14 protein-coding genes and 1 pseudogene are annotated in these 13,485 nt (G+C 69.2%); 8 read left to right on the top strand and 7 right to left on the bottom strand.

Features of this window, described 5'->3' with window-relative positions:
- The 3 genes and pseudogenes from BMY22_RS24320 to BMY22_RS10220 all read left to right on the top strand — a co-directional run.
- Positions 1–322 (top strand): annotated as a pseudogene (locus BMY22_RS24320) (IS4 family transposase); the annotation flags it as partial.
- 99 nt (positions 323–421) lie between these two features.
- On the top strand, positions 422–592 hold the full coding sequence (locus tag BMY22_RS24315; protein ID WP_167363721.1) for a hypothetical protein: 171 nt from the start codon (positions 422–424) through the stop codon (positions 590–592).
- A gap of 382 nt (positions 593–974) precedes the next feature.
- A complete protein-coding gene (locus BMY22_RS10220) occupies positions 975–1,733 on the top strand; it encodes a TorF family putative porin (protein ID WP_090621703.1) in 759 nt (252 codons plus the stop codon).
- Between the two features lie 16 nt (positions 1,734–1,749).
- Here BMY22_RS10220 and hpaI read toward each other — a convergent pair whose 3' ends face one another.
- On the bottom strand, positions 1,750–2,550 hold the full coding sequence (hpaI, locus tag BMY22_RS10215; protein WP_090621701.1) for a 4-hydroxy-2-oxoheptanedioate aldolase: 801 nt from the start codon (positions 2,548–2,550) through the stop codon (positions 1,750–1,752).
- A 145-nt stretch (positions 2,551–2,695) separates the two neighbouring features.
- Between hpaI and BMY22_RS10210 the strand changes: the two genes are divergently transcribed.
- Positions 2,696–3,151, top strand: a complete 456-nt coding sequence (locus BMY22_RS10210; protein WP_090621700.1) for a GNAT family N-acetyltransferase — start codon at positions 2,696–2,698, stop codon at positions 3,149–3,151.
- 91 nt (positions 3,152–3,242) lie between these two features.
- Here the strand turns inward: BMY22_RS10210 and trpE are convergent, their stop codons facing one another.
- From trpE to BMY22_RS10185, 5 genes are all read right to left on the bottom strand, one after another.
- Positions 3,243–4,721 (bottom strand): anthranilate synthase component I, encoded by a 1,479-nt coding sequence (trpE, locus tag BMY22_RS10205; protein WP_090621699.1) that lies wholly within the window; start codon positions 4,719–4,721, stop codon positions 3,243–3,245.
- Positions 4,722–4,898: 177 nt separating this feature from the next.
- A complete protein-coding gene (locus BMY22_RS10200) occupies positions 4,899–5,558 on the bottom strand; it encodes a phosphoglycolate phosphatase (RefSeq protein WP_090621713.1) in 660 nt (219 codons plus the stop codon).
- Positions 5,559–5,605: 47 nt separating this feature from the next.
- Positions 5,606–6,280, bottom strand: a complete 675-nt coding sequence (rpe, locus tag BMY22_RS10195; protein WP_090621697.1) for a ribulose-phosphate 3-epimerase — start codon at positions 6,278–6,280, stop codon at positions 5,606–5,608.
- 88 nt (positions 6,281–6,368) lie between these two features.
- Entirely contained in the window at positions 6,369–7,649 is a 1,281-nt protein-coding gene (gene gabT, locus BMY22_RS10190) for a 4-aminobutyrate--2-oxoglutarate transaminase (RefSeq protein WP_090621696.1), read from the bottom strand.
- Between the two features lie 197 nt (positions 7,650–7,846).
- Positions 7,847–8,737, bottom strand: a complete 891-nt coding sequence (locus BMY22_RS10185) for a LysR family transcriptional regulator (RefSeq protein ID WP_090621695.1) — start codon at positions 8,735–8,737, stop codon at positions 7,847–7,849.
- A gap of 155 nt (positions 8,738–8,892) precedes the next feature.
- On the opposite strand from BMY22_RS10185, the gene BMY22_RS10180 reads away from it, so the two are divergent.
- The 4 genes from BMY22_RS10180 to BMY22_RS10165 all read left to right on the top strand — a co-directional run bounded on the left by BMY22_RS10180 (position 8,893) and on the right by BMY22_RS10165 (position 12,652).
- Positions 8,893–9,666: an SDR family NAD(P)-dependent oxidoreductase gene (locus BMY22_RS10180; RefSeq protein ID WP_090621693.1), complete on the top strand. Its 774-nt coding sequence runs from the start codon at positions 8,893–8,895 to the stop codon at positions 9,664–9,666.
- A gap of 120 nt (positions 9,667–9,786) precedes the next feature.
- Positions 9,787–10,602: a shikimate dehydrogenase gene (aroE, locus tag BMY22_RS10175; RefSeq protein ID WP_090621692.1), complete on the top strand. Its 816-nt coding sequence runs from the start codon at positions 9,787–9,789 to the stop codon at positions 10,600–10,602.
- Between the two features lie 40 nt (positions 10,603–10,642).
- Positions 10,643–12,079 carry an MFS transporter gene (locus BMY22_RS10170; protein WP_090621690.1) on the top strand — a complete coding sequence of 479 codons (1,437 nt, stop codon included), beginning with the start codon at positions 10,643–10,645 and terminating at the stop codon, positions 12,077–12,079.
- Positions 12,080–12,211: 132 nt separating this feature from the next.
- On the top strand, positions 12,212–12,652 hold the full coding sequence (locus tag BMY22_RS10165) for a GlcG/HbpS family heme-binding protein (RefSeq protein ID WP_425265969.1): 441 nt from the start codon (positions 12,212–12,214) through the stop codon (positions 12,650–12,652).
- Between the two features lie 71 nt (positions 12,653–12,723).
- Here BMY22_RS10165 and BMY22_RS10160 read toward each other — a convergent pair whose 3' ends face one another.
- Complete coding sequence (locus BMY22_RS10160) at positions 12,724–13,485, bottom strand: DnaJ domain-containing protein (RefSeq protein WP_090621687.1); 762 nt, start codon at positions 13,483–13,485, stop codon at positions 12,724–12,726.

Below are 13,485 nucleotides of genomic sequence, written 5' to 3'. Positions count from 1 at the left end.
CGTGGAACAGGCACATCGCGAACGGCTTCCCGAGGGCTGGGAGGCGTCCCCCTACCACCTGGCGGTGCAGGTCAGAAGCCGTTACGAGGGGATGCTCGTCGCGCTGGCGGTGGAGCACTGGCCCGCCTGGGCCGACGATTCGGCCAGCACACTGGCACAGCGCCTGTTGGCATTGGCACGACAGATCAAGCCCAGCCAGGTGGCGACCAGTAAGCGCGGCCCCAAGGTGGAAAAGCCCAAGGCCTGGGTCGATGCCGCGACGGCTCGCGCCCATGTCTCCACCGACCGCCTCATCAAGGCCTCGAAAAGTAAAAGACCTTGAAAGGGGTGCCTGTATGACCCGGACACGGAGACGGTCAGCGACAGCCAGAGCCGGATCGCCGCACTGCGCCATGCCCGCGCCACGGATGCCGATATCGTCGTGCTCGAACTGCTCGACGGCCGAAGGGTGACGCTGGCCATCGCCGACGCCCCGGACGCGGCGCAGGCGCACCAGGCCGTGGTCGACGGCCAGCCGCTCGCCTGGAGCGGCCATGTCGGACGCTTCGACGAGTCGACAGCCGGGGAGATGGCCTCGGGACGGCATCGGTAACGACCATCGGACAGCGGTCCCCTCCTGGAGCACCCGGCACGCTGTTCGCACCACCCTCGCCCACTGCGCTCACCGCGCCCGGCACGGCCGGTGGGGCGACTCCGGCCGTGCCGATGCCCCATCAAAGGGCCCCAGCCGGGTATCGGCACAGCCGGCGCAACGATGTTCCGTGCCAGCCATGGTCGACGCACCGGAACGATGCACAGTAAGTACCGAACGTCATCAAACCGGTGCAGAAAAGCCCGAAAAAACTCGGAAACATTTTTTACGGAAAAACCTCCGGCCAGTTGGCAAGCCCTGTGCTTATCTCAAAAAAGCTTCACCGGCCCCCTTCCAGACCAGCGCGAAACACGCGCATCGAAACCTCAAGGACAGACGCGTCATGCTCAAGAAAACGACCCTCGCCCTCACCACCGTCGGTGCCGTGGCCGGCAGTTGCATCGCCGTGGCGGGGCTGGCAGTGGACACGCCCCTGGGCGAGTTCAGCATCACTGCCAACGCCACCCTGGCCTCCGAGTACATCTTCCGCGGCATCTCGCAGACCAAGGGCGACCCGGCCATCCAGGGCGGACTGGACATCGTCCACCAGAGCGGACTGTACGTCGGCACCTGGATCTCCAACGTCGACTACGAAACCTCGAACGCGAACACGGAGCGCGACTACTACTTCGGCTACACCAACAAGCTCACCGAGGAGCTGAGCTTCGACGTGGGCTGGCTCAAGTACGACTATCCGGGCGACGACCTCGGCAATGCCGACCTGAACTACAGCGAGTACTACGGCAGCCTTTCCGCCTACGGCTTCAAGGTCGGCATCAACTATTCCGACGACTACAGCCACGACAACACCGCCGTCTATTCCTACGTCGGCTACAAGCGCGACCTGCCCTACGGGGTGGGCCTGTCACTGCGCGCCGGCAAGTACGACTTCAAGGACGACTCCTTCTACAAGGACGGCGCGACCCAGGGCGAAGACTCCTACTACGACTGGTACGTCGGGGTGAGCAAGGAGTTCGTCGGCCTGCAGTTCGGCCTGACCTATACCCAGACCGACCTGAAGGACGAGGAGTGCGAGAACTACACCGGCAACGAGACCTACTGCGACGCCAACTTCGTCGCCTCGATCTCCAAGGTCTTCTGACCGCCAGCGCGCGCCCTCAGTAGCCGCCGCCGCTTCCGGCAGGGCCCGCGTCGTTCCCCTTGAAGCGGCCGGCCAGGCTCCTCATGGCGCGCATCAGCAGGCTGGTGTCGACGCCCACGGCGACGAAGGCGCAGCCCAGCTCCAGGTAGCGGCGCGCCCGCGCCTCGTCCGTGGAAAGAATGCCGGCCGCCTTGCCGGCCCGGCGGATGCGCGCGATGCCGTCCTCGATGGCCGCCACCACCGCCGGATGCCCCGGCGCGCCGCGATGGCCCATGGACGCCGAGAGATCCGCTGGGCCGATGAACACCCCGTCCACCCCCTCGACCGCGGCGATGGCGTCGAGATTCTCCAGTCCCCTGACGCTCTCCACCTGGACCAGCAGGCACATCTGCGCGTCGGCCTCGTCCAGGTAGTCGGGAATGCTGTTCCAGCGCGAGGCACGGGCCAGCGCGGCGCCGACCCCGCGGATGCCGCGCGGCGGGTAGTGCATGGCGGCGACCAGCTCGCGGGCCTGCTCGGCGGTTTCCACCATGGGCACCAGCAGGGTCTGCGCACCGATGTCGAGCAGTTGCTTGATCAGCACCGGATCGCCGACCGGCGGACGGACCACCGCCTGGCAGGCATAGGGCGCCACCGCCTGGAGCTGGCCGAGCAGCGAGCGCAGGTCGTTGGGCGCGTGCTCGCCGTCGAGCAGCAGCCAGTCGAAGCCGGCATTGGCCGCCAGCTCGGCGCAGTAGGGATCGGCCAGGCCGACCCAGACGCCGATCTGCGCCTCCTGGCTCAGGCGCTGCTTGAAGGTGTTGACGGGCATCTGCATGGTTCGCTCCTTGGCAGACGAAGGAAAAGGAAGGCCGGGGCCGGTATCATGCCGGCCTGCCGGTAACCGCCTGCTCCTCGCAGGTTAAGCCCGCCGCCGTCCCGGGAGAAGCCCGGCCCGGCCATGCCCCCTCGGAGACACGCCCATGGAGATCCGCCCCGCCACGCCCGCCGACATCCCGGCGCTGTGCCGCCTGCTCGACCAGCTGTTCGCCCAGGAAGCCGAATTCAGCCCCGACCGCGCCGCGCAGCAGCGTGGTCTGGCGGCGATCATCGAGCAGCCGGCGGTCGGCGAGATCCTCCTCGCCGAGGAGGACGGGCGGGCCTTCGGCATGGTCAACCTGCTCTACACCGTCTCTACCGCATTGGGCGCGCCGGTGGCGCTGCTCGAGGACATGGTGGTGGATGCCGCGGCCCGCGGCCATGGCCTCGGCACGCAGCTCCTGGAGGCGGCCATCGCCACCGCGCACCGCCGCGGCTGCCGGCGCATCACCCTCCTGACCGACGCCGACAACCTCGACGCCCAGCGCTTCTACGCCCGCCAAGGCTTCGCCCGCTCGCCGATGATCCCCCTACGCCGGGCGCTCGATCCGCAGCCGTAGGGCGGGTGAAACCCGCCGAACATGGCGCGGGACCGCACCGAAATCGGCGGGTTTCACCCGCCCTACGATCCACCCGGCCCCGTCGCCGCCTTCAGGCCTTGCCCTGCTCGGCCAGGGCCACGGCGCGGAACATCGCGCGGCGCTTGTTCAGGGTTTCCTCCCACTCCAGCGCCGGCACCGAGTCGGCGACGATGCCGGCGCCGGCCTGCACGTGCAGCTCGCCGTCCTTGATCACCGCGGTGCGGATGGCGATCGCGGTGTCCATGTTGCCGTTCCACGCCAGATAGCCGACCGCGCCGCCGTAGACGCCGCGCTTGACCGGCTCCAGCTCGTCGACGATCTCCATGGCGCGGATCTTCGGCGCACCGGAGAGGGTGCCGGCCGGCAGGATGGCGCGCAGCGCGTCCATCGCCGTCAGCCCGTCCTTCAGGTGGCCGGTGACGTTGGAGACGATGTGCATGACGTTGGAGTAGCGCTCGATGACCATCTTCTCGGTGAGCTTCACCGAACCGGTGTCGGCGACCCGGCCGACGTCGTTGCGGCCCAGATCGATCAGCATCAGGTGCTCGGCCAGCTCCTTGGCGTCGGAGAGCAGGTCCTTTTCCAGCGCCAGGTCGGCTTCCTCGCTGGCGCCGCGCGGACGGGTGCCGGCGATCGGGCGCACCGTGACCAGGCCGTCCTCGACGCGCACCAGCACTTCCGGCGAGCTGCCGACCACGTGGAAGTCGCCGAAGTTGAAGAAGTACATGTAGGGGGTCGGATTGAAGCAGCGCAGCGCCCGGTACAGGTCGATGGGCGCGGCGGCGAAGGGGATCGACATGCGCTGGGAGATCACCACCTGCATGCAGTCGCCGGCGAGGATGTAGTCCTTGATGCGCGTCACCGCCCGCTCGAAGTCCTCGCGGCCGAAGCTCGAGCGGAATTCGGGCTCGGCGCCGGCCGGCGCGCCGAGTTCGATGCCCTGGCGCGACGCCAGCGGCTGGCGCAGCGTTTCCAGCAGAGCCCGCAGGCGCGCCTGACCACGCTCGAAGGCGTCCGCCTCGGCCGGGTCGGCGAGGACGATCAGATGCATCTTGCCGGCCAGGTTGTCGAACACCACCACCGCATCGGAGACCATCAGCAGGATGTCCGGGGTGCCCAGCGGATCGGGGTTCGGGCAACGGGCGAGCTTCTTCTCGACGTAACGCACGCTGTCGTAGCCGAAGTAGCCGACCAGCCCGCCGTTGAAGCGCGGCAGGCCCGGCAGGGTCGGCACCCGGTAGCGCGCCTTGAACGCTTCGACGAAGGCCAGCGGGTCTTCGCAGTCGTGGCGCTCCACCTCGACATCGTCGACGCTGATCGAGACGCGGTGGCCGTGGACGCGCAGCACGGTGCGCGCCGGCAGGCCGATGATCGAGTAGCGGCCCCACTTCTCGCCGCCCTGCACCGACTCCAGCAGATAGGAATGGGGAGCGTCGGCGAGCTTCAGGTAGATCGACAGCGGGGTGTCGAAGTCGGCGAGGGTTTCGCAGGCGAGCGGAATGCGGTTGTAGCCTTCGGCGGCCAGGCGCAGGAATTCTTCGCGGATCATGAATCAGTCTCGTGGCGGGCGGGAATACGGGAAAGGGGCAAACGCGCCGGCGAGCCGGCAGGGGATGTCGTCAGGCGCGCCAGCGCCAGCGGGCCAGGGCCTTGATGACCTTCATCCAGAGTTTGCGGGAGACCACCACGATTGCGTTTCCCTCGGCGGGATGGGCAAGAAGAGCGGTCACACTAGCGCAGCCGCGGGTGTCGAATCAACCAGCCCGGACAGCACGTCGAGCACCAGCGCCGGTCCCTCCTCGGCGATCGGCCGGCCGTGGTTGTAGCCGTAGGAGAGCGCCACGCAGGCGACCCCCGCCGCCTTGGCGGCCAGCACGTCGTTGCGCGAGTCGCCGACGAACAGCGCCTCCCCGGCGGCCACGCCGGCCCGCTCCATCACCCAGAACAGCGCCGCCGGGTCGGGCTTCTGCTGCGGCAGGGTGTCGCCGCCGACGATCCAGCGGAAATAGCCGTCCAGACCCTTGTCGGCCAGCAGCTCGGGCAGGAAGCGCGCCGGCTTGTTGGTGATCAGGGCAAGGGCCACCTCGCGCTCGCGCAACCAGTCGAGGGTTTCCACCACGCCGGGATAGACGCGGGTCAGCCCGTGGCTGTCGGCGTAGGCCCGCATGAACAGCGCCAGCGCCGCCTCGGCCTCGGCCGCGTCCACGCCGTCGTGGCAGAGGTCGCCGGCCAGCGCGCGACGCACCAGCACCGGCGCGCCGTTGCCGATCCACAGGCGCACCCGCTCGACGCCGGCCGGCGCCCGGCCGAGCTGGACCAGCATGCGGTCCACCGCGGCGGCCAGGTCCGGCACCGAGTCCACCAGGGTGCCGTCGAGGTCGAACATCGCCAGCTTCGGCAGCTCCCCGCCGAACAGGCCGTGCAGCGGCGTCGTCACGGGCGCACCCGGGCCAGCTCGGCGCGCATGGCGTCGATCACCGCCTTGTAGTCGGGCTGGCCGAAGATCGCCGAGCCGGCGACGAAGGTGTCGGCACCGGCGGCGGCGATCTCGGCGATGTTCTTCACGTTGAGCCCGCCGTCGATCTCCAGGCGGATGGCGTGGCCGCTGGCGTCGATCAGCGCGCGCGCCTCGCGCAGCTTGTCGAGGGTGCGGGGGATGAACTTCTGGCCGCCGAAGCCGGGGTTGACGCTCATCAGGAGCACCATGTCGAGCTTGTCCATCACGTACTTCAGGCAATCCAGCGGGGTGCCCGGGTTGAACACCAGGCCGGCCTTGGCGCCGCCGTCCTTGATCAGTTGCAGGGAGCGGTCGATGTGCTCGCTGGCCTCCGGATGGAAGGTGATGTAGCTGGCGCCGGCGTCGAGGAAGTCGCCGATGATGCGGTCGACCGGCTTGACCATCAGGTGCACGTCGATGGGCGCGGTGATGCCGTACTTGCGCAGCGCCGTGCAGACCATCGGGCCGATGGTCAGGTTGGGCACGTAGTGGTTGTCCATCACGTCGAAGTGGACGATGTCGGCGCCGGCGGCGAGGACCTTGTCCACCTCTTCGCCCAGGCGGGCGAAGTCGGCGGAAAGAATCGACGGGGCGATGGCGAAGGGCTGCATGGGTACCTCGGGACGGCTTGCGGCAAAGGCGTGCAGTTTCCCGCTTCGCCGCCGGTGCGGCAAGGGCGGCGCTCCGCCCTGCCCCGGCTCAGTCCAGCTCGTCGAAGCACTCGGCGAGGATCGCCAGGCCGCGGTCGAGCAGTTCGTCCGGCACGGTCAGCGGCATCAGAAAGCGCAGCACGTTGCCGTAGGTGCCGCAGGACAGCAGGATCAGGCCCTTGTCGCGGGCCCGGGCGACGATCTGCCCGGTCAGCGCGCTGGCCGGCTTCTCGACATCGCCGCCCTCGCACAGCTCCACCGCGACCATGGCGCCGAGGCCGCGCACCTCGGCGATCGACGGGTGGCGGGCCTGGAGCGCCCAGAGCCCCTCGGTCAGCCGCGTGCCGATCGCGCGGGCGCGCTCGAGCAGGCGCTCCTCCTCGAACACCTCAAGCACCGCCAGCGCCGCGGCGCAGGCCAGCGGACTGCCGGCATAGGTGCCTCCGAGGCCGCCGGGGGCGATGGCGTCCATGTATTCGGCCTTGCCGCACACCCCGGCCAGCGGGAAGCCGCCGGCGATGGACTTGGCGAAGGCGGTGAGGTCGGCGGCCACGCCCATCTGCTCCATGGCGAAGAAAGTCCCGGTGCGCCCGGCGCCGGTCTGCACCTCGTCGGCGATCAGCAGGATGCCGTGGCGGTCGCAGATCGAGCGCAGGCCGCGCATGAACTCCGGCGGGGCGACGTTGAAGCCGCCCTCGCCCTGCACCGGCTCGACGACGATCGCGGCGATGTCGCGCGGCTCGGCGTCGTTCTTGAAGATCCGCTCGACGCTGGCCAGCGCCTCGGCCACCTCGACGCCGTGCAGCGCGCTCGGGTAGCGGGCGCGGAACACCCCGCCCGGCAGCAGGCCCATGCCGGCGGCGTAGGGGACCTTCTTGCCGGTCAGCGCCAGGGTCATCAGGGTCCGCCCGTGGTAGGCGCTGGTGAAGGCGATCACCCCGGTGCGCCCGGTGGCGGCGCGGGCGATCTTCACCGCGTTCTCCACCGCTTCCGAGCCGGTGGTGACCAGCAGGGTCTTCTTCGCGAAGTCGCCCGGCACGCGCGCGTTGAGCTGCTCGCAGAGTTCGACGTAGGGCTCGTAGGCGAGCACCTGGAAGCAGGTGTGCGACAGCTTGTGCAGCTGCGCCTCCACCGCCGCGACGATCTTCGGATGCAGGTGGCCGGTGTTGAGCACGGCGATGCCGCCGGCGAAGTCTATGTACTCGCGCCCTTCCACGTCGACCACGCTGCAGTTGCGCGCCTGCTCGGCGAAGATCGGGTGGATCTGCCCGACGCCGCGCGGCACCGCGGCGATCCGGCGTTGCATCAGGGATTCGTTGGTCCTGCTCATGGGGTCCTCTCTGGCCGCGCGGCGGCGCTTCGCTCAAGGAGAATCGGGCGCCGGCGGCAGGCGCGGGCGCCCGGTCGGCCTTCCTTTTGCCACTCTAGGGCCTGCCACCGATTGTTTCCACGACTGCGTTGCCGCCTTGCCCGGGCAGAAGGCCATCGCGGCGGCGCCCCCGGAGCCAGGGAACGACAGGGCCGGTATCACAGGGGCCGGTCGGGAAAGAGTTCCTGCAACAGGCCGAACACGGTGTTCTTGATGGGCGTGTCCAGCTCCGTCCAGGCCAGGCCGATTGCCGCCCGATGGCCACCCAGCTCGAGCGGTCTGGCCACGACCTTCGGCGGCAGCGCCAGCGCCGCCTCGGAGGGCAGCAGTCCCACCCCGAGGCCCGCCGAGACCAGCGCCAGCATGGTGGTGAACTCGCCGAGTTCGGCGGCGATCTGCAAGGCCACCGCGTGCCGGTCCAGCGCCGCGACGAGTTCGTTGTAGAAACCGGGCGCATAGCGCCGGGCCAGGAGAAACAGCGGAGCCTCCGCCAGGTCGGCCGGCTGCAGCGCGGCACGCGCCGCCAGCGCATGATCGGCCGGCAGGGCGACCACGAAGGACTCGCGCAGGACGACCTGCGTCCTGATCCCGGCGCCGAGGATCGGCAGGCGGACCAGGCCGAAGTCGAACAGCCCGTTGCGCAGTCCCGCCAACTGGTCGGGAGTGGGCAAGTCCTTGAGTTCGAACTCGATTCGGGGAAAGCGGACATGCAGGGTGCGAATCAGCGTCGGCAGCACGTTGGGCAGCACGGAGGAGACGAAGGCGATCCGTATCCGGCCGATTTCACCTCGCCCCGAGGCCTTGGCGATATCCACCGCACGCGCCGACTGATGCAGCGCCGCCCGCGCTTCCGGGAGAAAGATCCGCCCCACCTCGCTGAGCGCGACGGCATGCCGGTCCCGGTCGAACAGCCGCACCCCCAACTCCTCCTCCAGTGCCTTGATCTGCATGCTGAGCGCCGGCTGCACGATCGACAGGCGCTGCGCCGCCCGGCCGAAGTGAAGCTCCTCCGCGAGCACGATGAAGGCACGCAAATGCTTGAGTTCCATGGGTTTTCTTTTCCTGCGAAGCGGCTGTTGGTGCTGATCATGAATCCTGATAACAGCATCAGCAACGACAATTGGACGCGCCGTGCAAGCTGCGGTGAAGTGGTACGCAACGCAGAGAACACTCCCAACGAGCCGCCTTTCACCAGGAGCTATCCATGATAAATCGAGATGATCGATTTCGCCTCGACGGCCGGCAAGCCCTGATAACCGGCTCCTGCCGGGGGATCGGCCTGGAACTGGCGCGCGGCCTGGCACAGGCCGGCGCGGCGGTGGTGCTCAACGGGCGAGCGGTCGAACGGAGCCGGGCGGCCTGCCAGGCGTTGCGCGAGGAGGGTTTCGCGGCGGAATTCGCGGTCTTCGACGTCACCGACGGCGCGCAGGTCCGGACCGCCATCGCCGACCTGGAGGAGCGCCTCGGCCCCATCGACATCCTGGTCAACAACGCTGGCATCCAGCACCGCGCGCCGCTGGAGGAATTCGGCTCCGAGCAGTGGCACGACCTCGTGCGCACCAATCTCGACGGCGTCTTCCACGTCTCCCAGGCCGTCGCCCGCCGCATGATCGAGCGGCGGCGCGGCAAGATCATCAACATCGGTTCCGTGCAGTGCGAGCTGGCCCGGCCCTCGATCGCCCCCTACGCCGCCACCAAGGGCGCGCTGCGCATGCTCACCCGCGGCATGTGCGCGGACTGGGCCCGCTACGGCATCCAGGCCAACGGGCTGGCCCCGGGGTACTTCCAGACCGAACTCAACCGCGCGCTGCTCGACGATGAGGACTTCTCCGCGTGGCTATGCCAGCGCACGCCGGCCGGCCGCTGGGGAAAGCCGGAGGAGCTGTGCGGAGCCGCGGTGTTCCTCGCCTCGGCGGCCTCGGACTTCGTCAACGGCCAGATGCTCTATGTGGACGGCGGACTGACCAGCGTCGTCTAGAGCCCCCGACAACGGCACGCCCCCACCAGGACAGGCTCGCCAGGCCGGTCGGCGAACAGGGCCGGCCGCGGGCGCCCTTCACCCCTCGACAAACCGGCTCCATCACCAAAGGAAAGCACCATGCCCCGCTCCATTCCCACCCTGTGCGGCTCGATCATGGGAGAACCCTTCTCACTGGGCGAGAAGATCCACAACGCCGCCTACCGGGCACTCGGCCTCGACTACACCTTCGTGTGTTTCGGCGTCGAGGACCCGCGCAACGCCGTCCAGGCGATACGGACCCTGGGCGTGCGCGGGATGAACGTCTCCATGCCGTACAAATCGGCAGTGATGCCCTACCTCGACGCCATCGACGCGTCGGCCCGGGCGATCGGTGCGGTCAACACGATCGACAACCGGGACGGCGTGCTGACCGGCTACAACACCGACTACCTGGGTGCGGTACGGGCCTTGCGGGAAGCGATCCATCCGGCCGGCAAGCGCGTCGCGGTCATCGGTGCCGGCGGCGCGGCGAAGGCGGTCGTCTACGGCTGCCGGCAGGCCGGCGCCCGGGTAAAGGTCTTCAATCGCAGCGCGGAACGCGGCAAGGCGCTCGCCGACGCGCTGGGCGTCGATTTCGGCGGGTCGCTCGACGACTTCGAGGCCCAGGCCTTCGACATCGTCATCAACGCGACCTCGGCCGGCTTCAAGCAGCCCGACGTGAACCCCTTGGACGGCCGGCTGGCCCCCCACCTGATCGTGATGGACGTGGCGTTCCTTCCGGTCGAAACGGCGCTCCTGCGACAGGCCCGGCAGTTGGGCTGCGCGACCGTCGCCGGCACCCGCATGCTCGTGCACCAGGCCTGCCGGCAAATCGAGCTTTACACCGGCCACGACGCGCCCATCGACGTGATGGAGCGCGCGATGCTGCACGAGATCGAGCGCCTGCACCTGTAAGCCCACAACAAGATCCGCCAAGGCACCCCGAGGAAACACCATGACGACTACAACTCCAACAACAGTCAATCCGCTAGCGCTCGACGACGAGCGACCGGCCACGGACGGCGCGGCACACCACGGCGACGCGATCCCGGCACGGGACCTGCGGCGCGCCGCCTGGGCCTGCTCGCTCGGCAGCGCCCTCGAATACTACGACTTCGCGCTGTATACCCTGGCCTCGGCACTCATCTTCGGTCCGCTGTTCTTTCCCGAGCAAACCCCGGAGATGCGCCTGATCGCGAGCTTCGGCACCTACTTCCTGGGATTTGCCATACGGCCGCTCGGCGGCATCCTGTTCGGCCTGCTCGGCGACCGCCTGGGACGCAAGTTCGTGCTCTCCGCCACCGTCCTGCTGATGGGCGTGTCGAGCGCGCTGATCGGCGCCCTGCCGACCTTCCAGACGGCGGGCTATCTGGCGCCGGTACTGCTCGTCGTGCTGCGGCTGCTCCAGGGGCTCGGCGCCGGGGCCGAACAGGCCGGCGCCGCCGTCATGATGACCGAGTACGCGCCAGCGGGTCGGCGGGGCTTCTACGCGGCCCTGCCGTTCCTGGGCATCCAGATCGGCACGCTGCTCGCCGCGGCGGTTTACCTCTTGATGGTCAGCGACCCGGCCCGCATCACGGAGACCTGGCTCTGGCGGGTGCCGTTCCTCCTCAGCGTCATCATCATTGGCGTCGGCCTCTACATGCGCCTGCGGCTGAAAGAGTCGCCGACCTTCATCAGGATGCAGGCGCACAAGCGGACCTCCGACAACCCGCTGAAAAGCGTCCTCAAGGACTCCAGGCGCACGCTGCTCATCGGCGTCGGACTGCGGCTCGCGGAAAATGGCGGCTCCTCCATCTACCAGGCGCTCGCCGTCAGCTTCATCGTCGGGGTCATCGGCCTCAAGGGACCGGTCGGCGTGATCACCCTGATCTGTGCGGCCCTCGTCGGCGCCTGCACCGTACCGATCGCCGGAAAGTTGAGCGACGCGTTCGGGCGCGTCGTCGTGTACCGCGGTTTCGCGATCCTCCAGCTGCTGCTGGCGTTTCCGGTCTGGTGGATCCTGAGCCTGGGCAACGTCGTCGCCAGCGTGATCGCCATCGCCATCGCGCTCGGGATCGGCACCTGGGGGATGTTCGGCACGCAGGCCGCGCTCATGCCGGAACTGTTCGGCGCCCGCCATCGCTACATGGGGGTATCTCTCGCCCGGGAAGCCTCCGCCGCCATTGCCGGCGGCATCGCGCCCATGGTCGGGGCGGCGATCATCGCGGTGGTCGTCTCGATGAACCCCGACGACCCGCAGGCCGCCGTCGGCGCCTGGTTTCCGATTGCCTGCTACCTGGCGCTGCTGACCCTGGCGACGATCTACACGACCTTCAAGATGCCGGAAACGCGCAACCGCGACCTGGACGACCCGCAGGATGCGACACACGCGAGGGCGGTGCCGTTCTGAGCAAAAGCCCGCACGTTCCGAACGCCTCGCCGTGGGATGCCCCACGGCGACGGCCACCGACCATTTCATTTACACCGAGGTTCGATTGTGAAGCGTTCCGATAGCCACACCACGAATGGCAACTCCCGTTACCTGCGCCAGGTCGGCACGGTTACCCTGCCGCTGGCCATGCAGGCCTTACAGGCGGCGCTGGACAAGGCTGCCGAACTGTCGGTCCGGGTCAGCGTCTCCGTGGTCGATGCGGCAGGCCACCTGATTCACCTGGCGCACATGGACGGCGCGACGCTGCAGAGCCGCGACATCGCCTTGAACAAGGCCCTGACGGCGGTCGGTTTCGGCTTCTCCACCAGCGCCTGGGAGGCTCGCCTGGAAAGCCGCTCGGCGGCGGTCCGCCAGGGACTGCCGCTCCAGCCGCGCATCGCCCTGTTCGGCGGTGGAGAACCGTTCCTGCAGCACGGCGTGACCGTGGGGGCTATCGGCGTGTCGGGAGCCTCCGAGCAGGAGGACGTGCTCTGCGCCCGGGCGGCGGTCCATGCCGTGGAAAGCCTGCTGGGCGAGCCAGTCCAGCAATAATGATGCGCCCGCGCTGGTCGCACGGCGCGGCCGTCCCGCAGTGGGCCCGCCGGGGCCGGCAGGACTATCCCCTAGCGGAATCCGTGGCGGTCGCGGACCAGCCGATAGGCCTCGTGCAGCTCGCGGGTCCGCGCGGTGGCGGCATGCAGCCGCGCCGGGCTCGCCCCGGCGCCGGCCAGCTTGTCCGGGTGGTGCCGGCTGAGCAGCCGGCGGTAGGCGCGCTTGATGGTCGCCGGGTCGCTGTCGGCGTGGATGCCGAGCAGACGCAGAGCCTCTCGGTAGTCGTCGGCGGCGGGCGGTGCCGGCAGGGGCGCGCAATCGCGGCCGAGCGCCTCGACCTGGGCGCTGCTGCGCCCCAGCCAGCGTCCCCAGAGCAGCATCAGCTCGCGCTCGGCAGGCGTCACCCGGCCGTCGGCCCAGGCCATCCGCCAGCAGGCGCGCAGCAGGCGCTCGACGCGCTCGGCCTGGCCGCTCAGGCGCTGCAGCGAACGGCGCAGCCCGTCGACGCCGAGCATGCCGTGGGCGAAGATCCGGCTGGCGGCCTGCCGCGCGCGGGCGTCCAGGCCGAGTTCGCCCATCTCGCGACAGGCCTGGCGCAGATGGGTTTCCTGCACCGGCCCCTCGCGCCGGGCCAGACGACCGAGCAGGTGGAAGAGCAGCTCGTGGTCGTCCGGTGCCCGACGCAACCCCAGGCGCTCGGCCAACTGCCGCCAGGAACGCAGCTTCAGCCGACGGTCGAGCAGCAGGCCGAGCAGGCCACCGAGCGCGGCACCGCTCAAGCCGGCCAGCAACAGGCCGGCCAGGGCGCCCAGCAGGGCGAACGGCCAGACCAT

Origin of the sequence: Azotobacter beijerinckii (genome assembly GCF_900110885.1) — a bacterium.
Lineage (GTDB): Bacteria > Pseudomonadota > Gammaproteobacteria > Pseudomonadales > Pseudomonadaceae > Azotobacter > Azotobacter beijerinckii.
The sequence above is the reverse complement of the archived record's forward strand: the minus strand, read 5'-3'. Positions and strand labels throughout refer to the sequence as shown.

Coding starts and splice junctions, on each gene's coding strand:
- BMY22_RS10185 (WP_090621695.1), bottom strand. CDS start 8,737: ATGGAACTCAAGCATTTGCGTGCCTTCATCGTGCTCGCGGAGGAGCTT.
- BMY22_RS10220 (WP_090621703.1), top strand. CDS start 975: ATGCTCAAGAAAACGACCCTCGCCCTCACCACCGTCGGTGCCGTGGCC.
- trpE (WP_090621699.1), bottom strand. CDS start 4,721: ATGATCCGCGAAGAATTCCTGCGCCTGGCCGCCGAAGGCTACAACCGC.
- BMY22_RS10200 (WP_090621713.1), bottom strand. CDS start 5,558: ATGTTCGACCTCGACGGCACCCTGGTGGACTCGGTGCCGGACCTGGCC.
- rpe (WP_090621697.1), bottom strand. CDS start 6,280: ATGCAGCCCTTCGCCATCGCCCCGTCGATTCTTTCCGCCGACTTCGCC.
- BMY22_RS10170 (WP_090621690.1), top strand. CDS start 10,643: ATGACGACTACAACTCCAACAACAGTCAATCCGCTAGCGCTCGACGAC.
- aroE (WP_090621692.1), top strand. CDS start 9,787: ATGCCCCGCTCCATTCCCACCCTGTGCGGCTCGATCATGGGAGAACCC.
- BMY22_RS10210 (WP_090621700.1), top strand. CDS start 2,696: ATGGAGATCCGCCCCGCCACGCCCGCCGACATCCCGGCGCTGTGCCGC.
- BMY22_RS10180 (WP_090621693.1), top strand. CDS start 8,893: ATGATAAATCGAGATGATCGATTTCGCCTCGACGGCCGGCAAGCCCTG.
- hpaI (WP_090621701.1), bottom strand. CDS start 2,550: ATGCAGATGCCCGTCAACACCTTCAAGCAGCGCCTGAGCCAGGAGGCG.
- BMY22_RS10160 (WP_090621687.1), bottom strand. CDS start 13,485: ATGGTCTGGCCGTTCGCCCTGCTGGGCGCCCTGGCCGGCCTGTTGCTG.
- gabT (WP_090621696.1), bottom strand. CDS start 7,649: ATGAGCAGGACCAACGAATCCCTGATGCAACGCCGGATCGCCGCGGTG.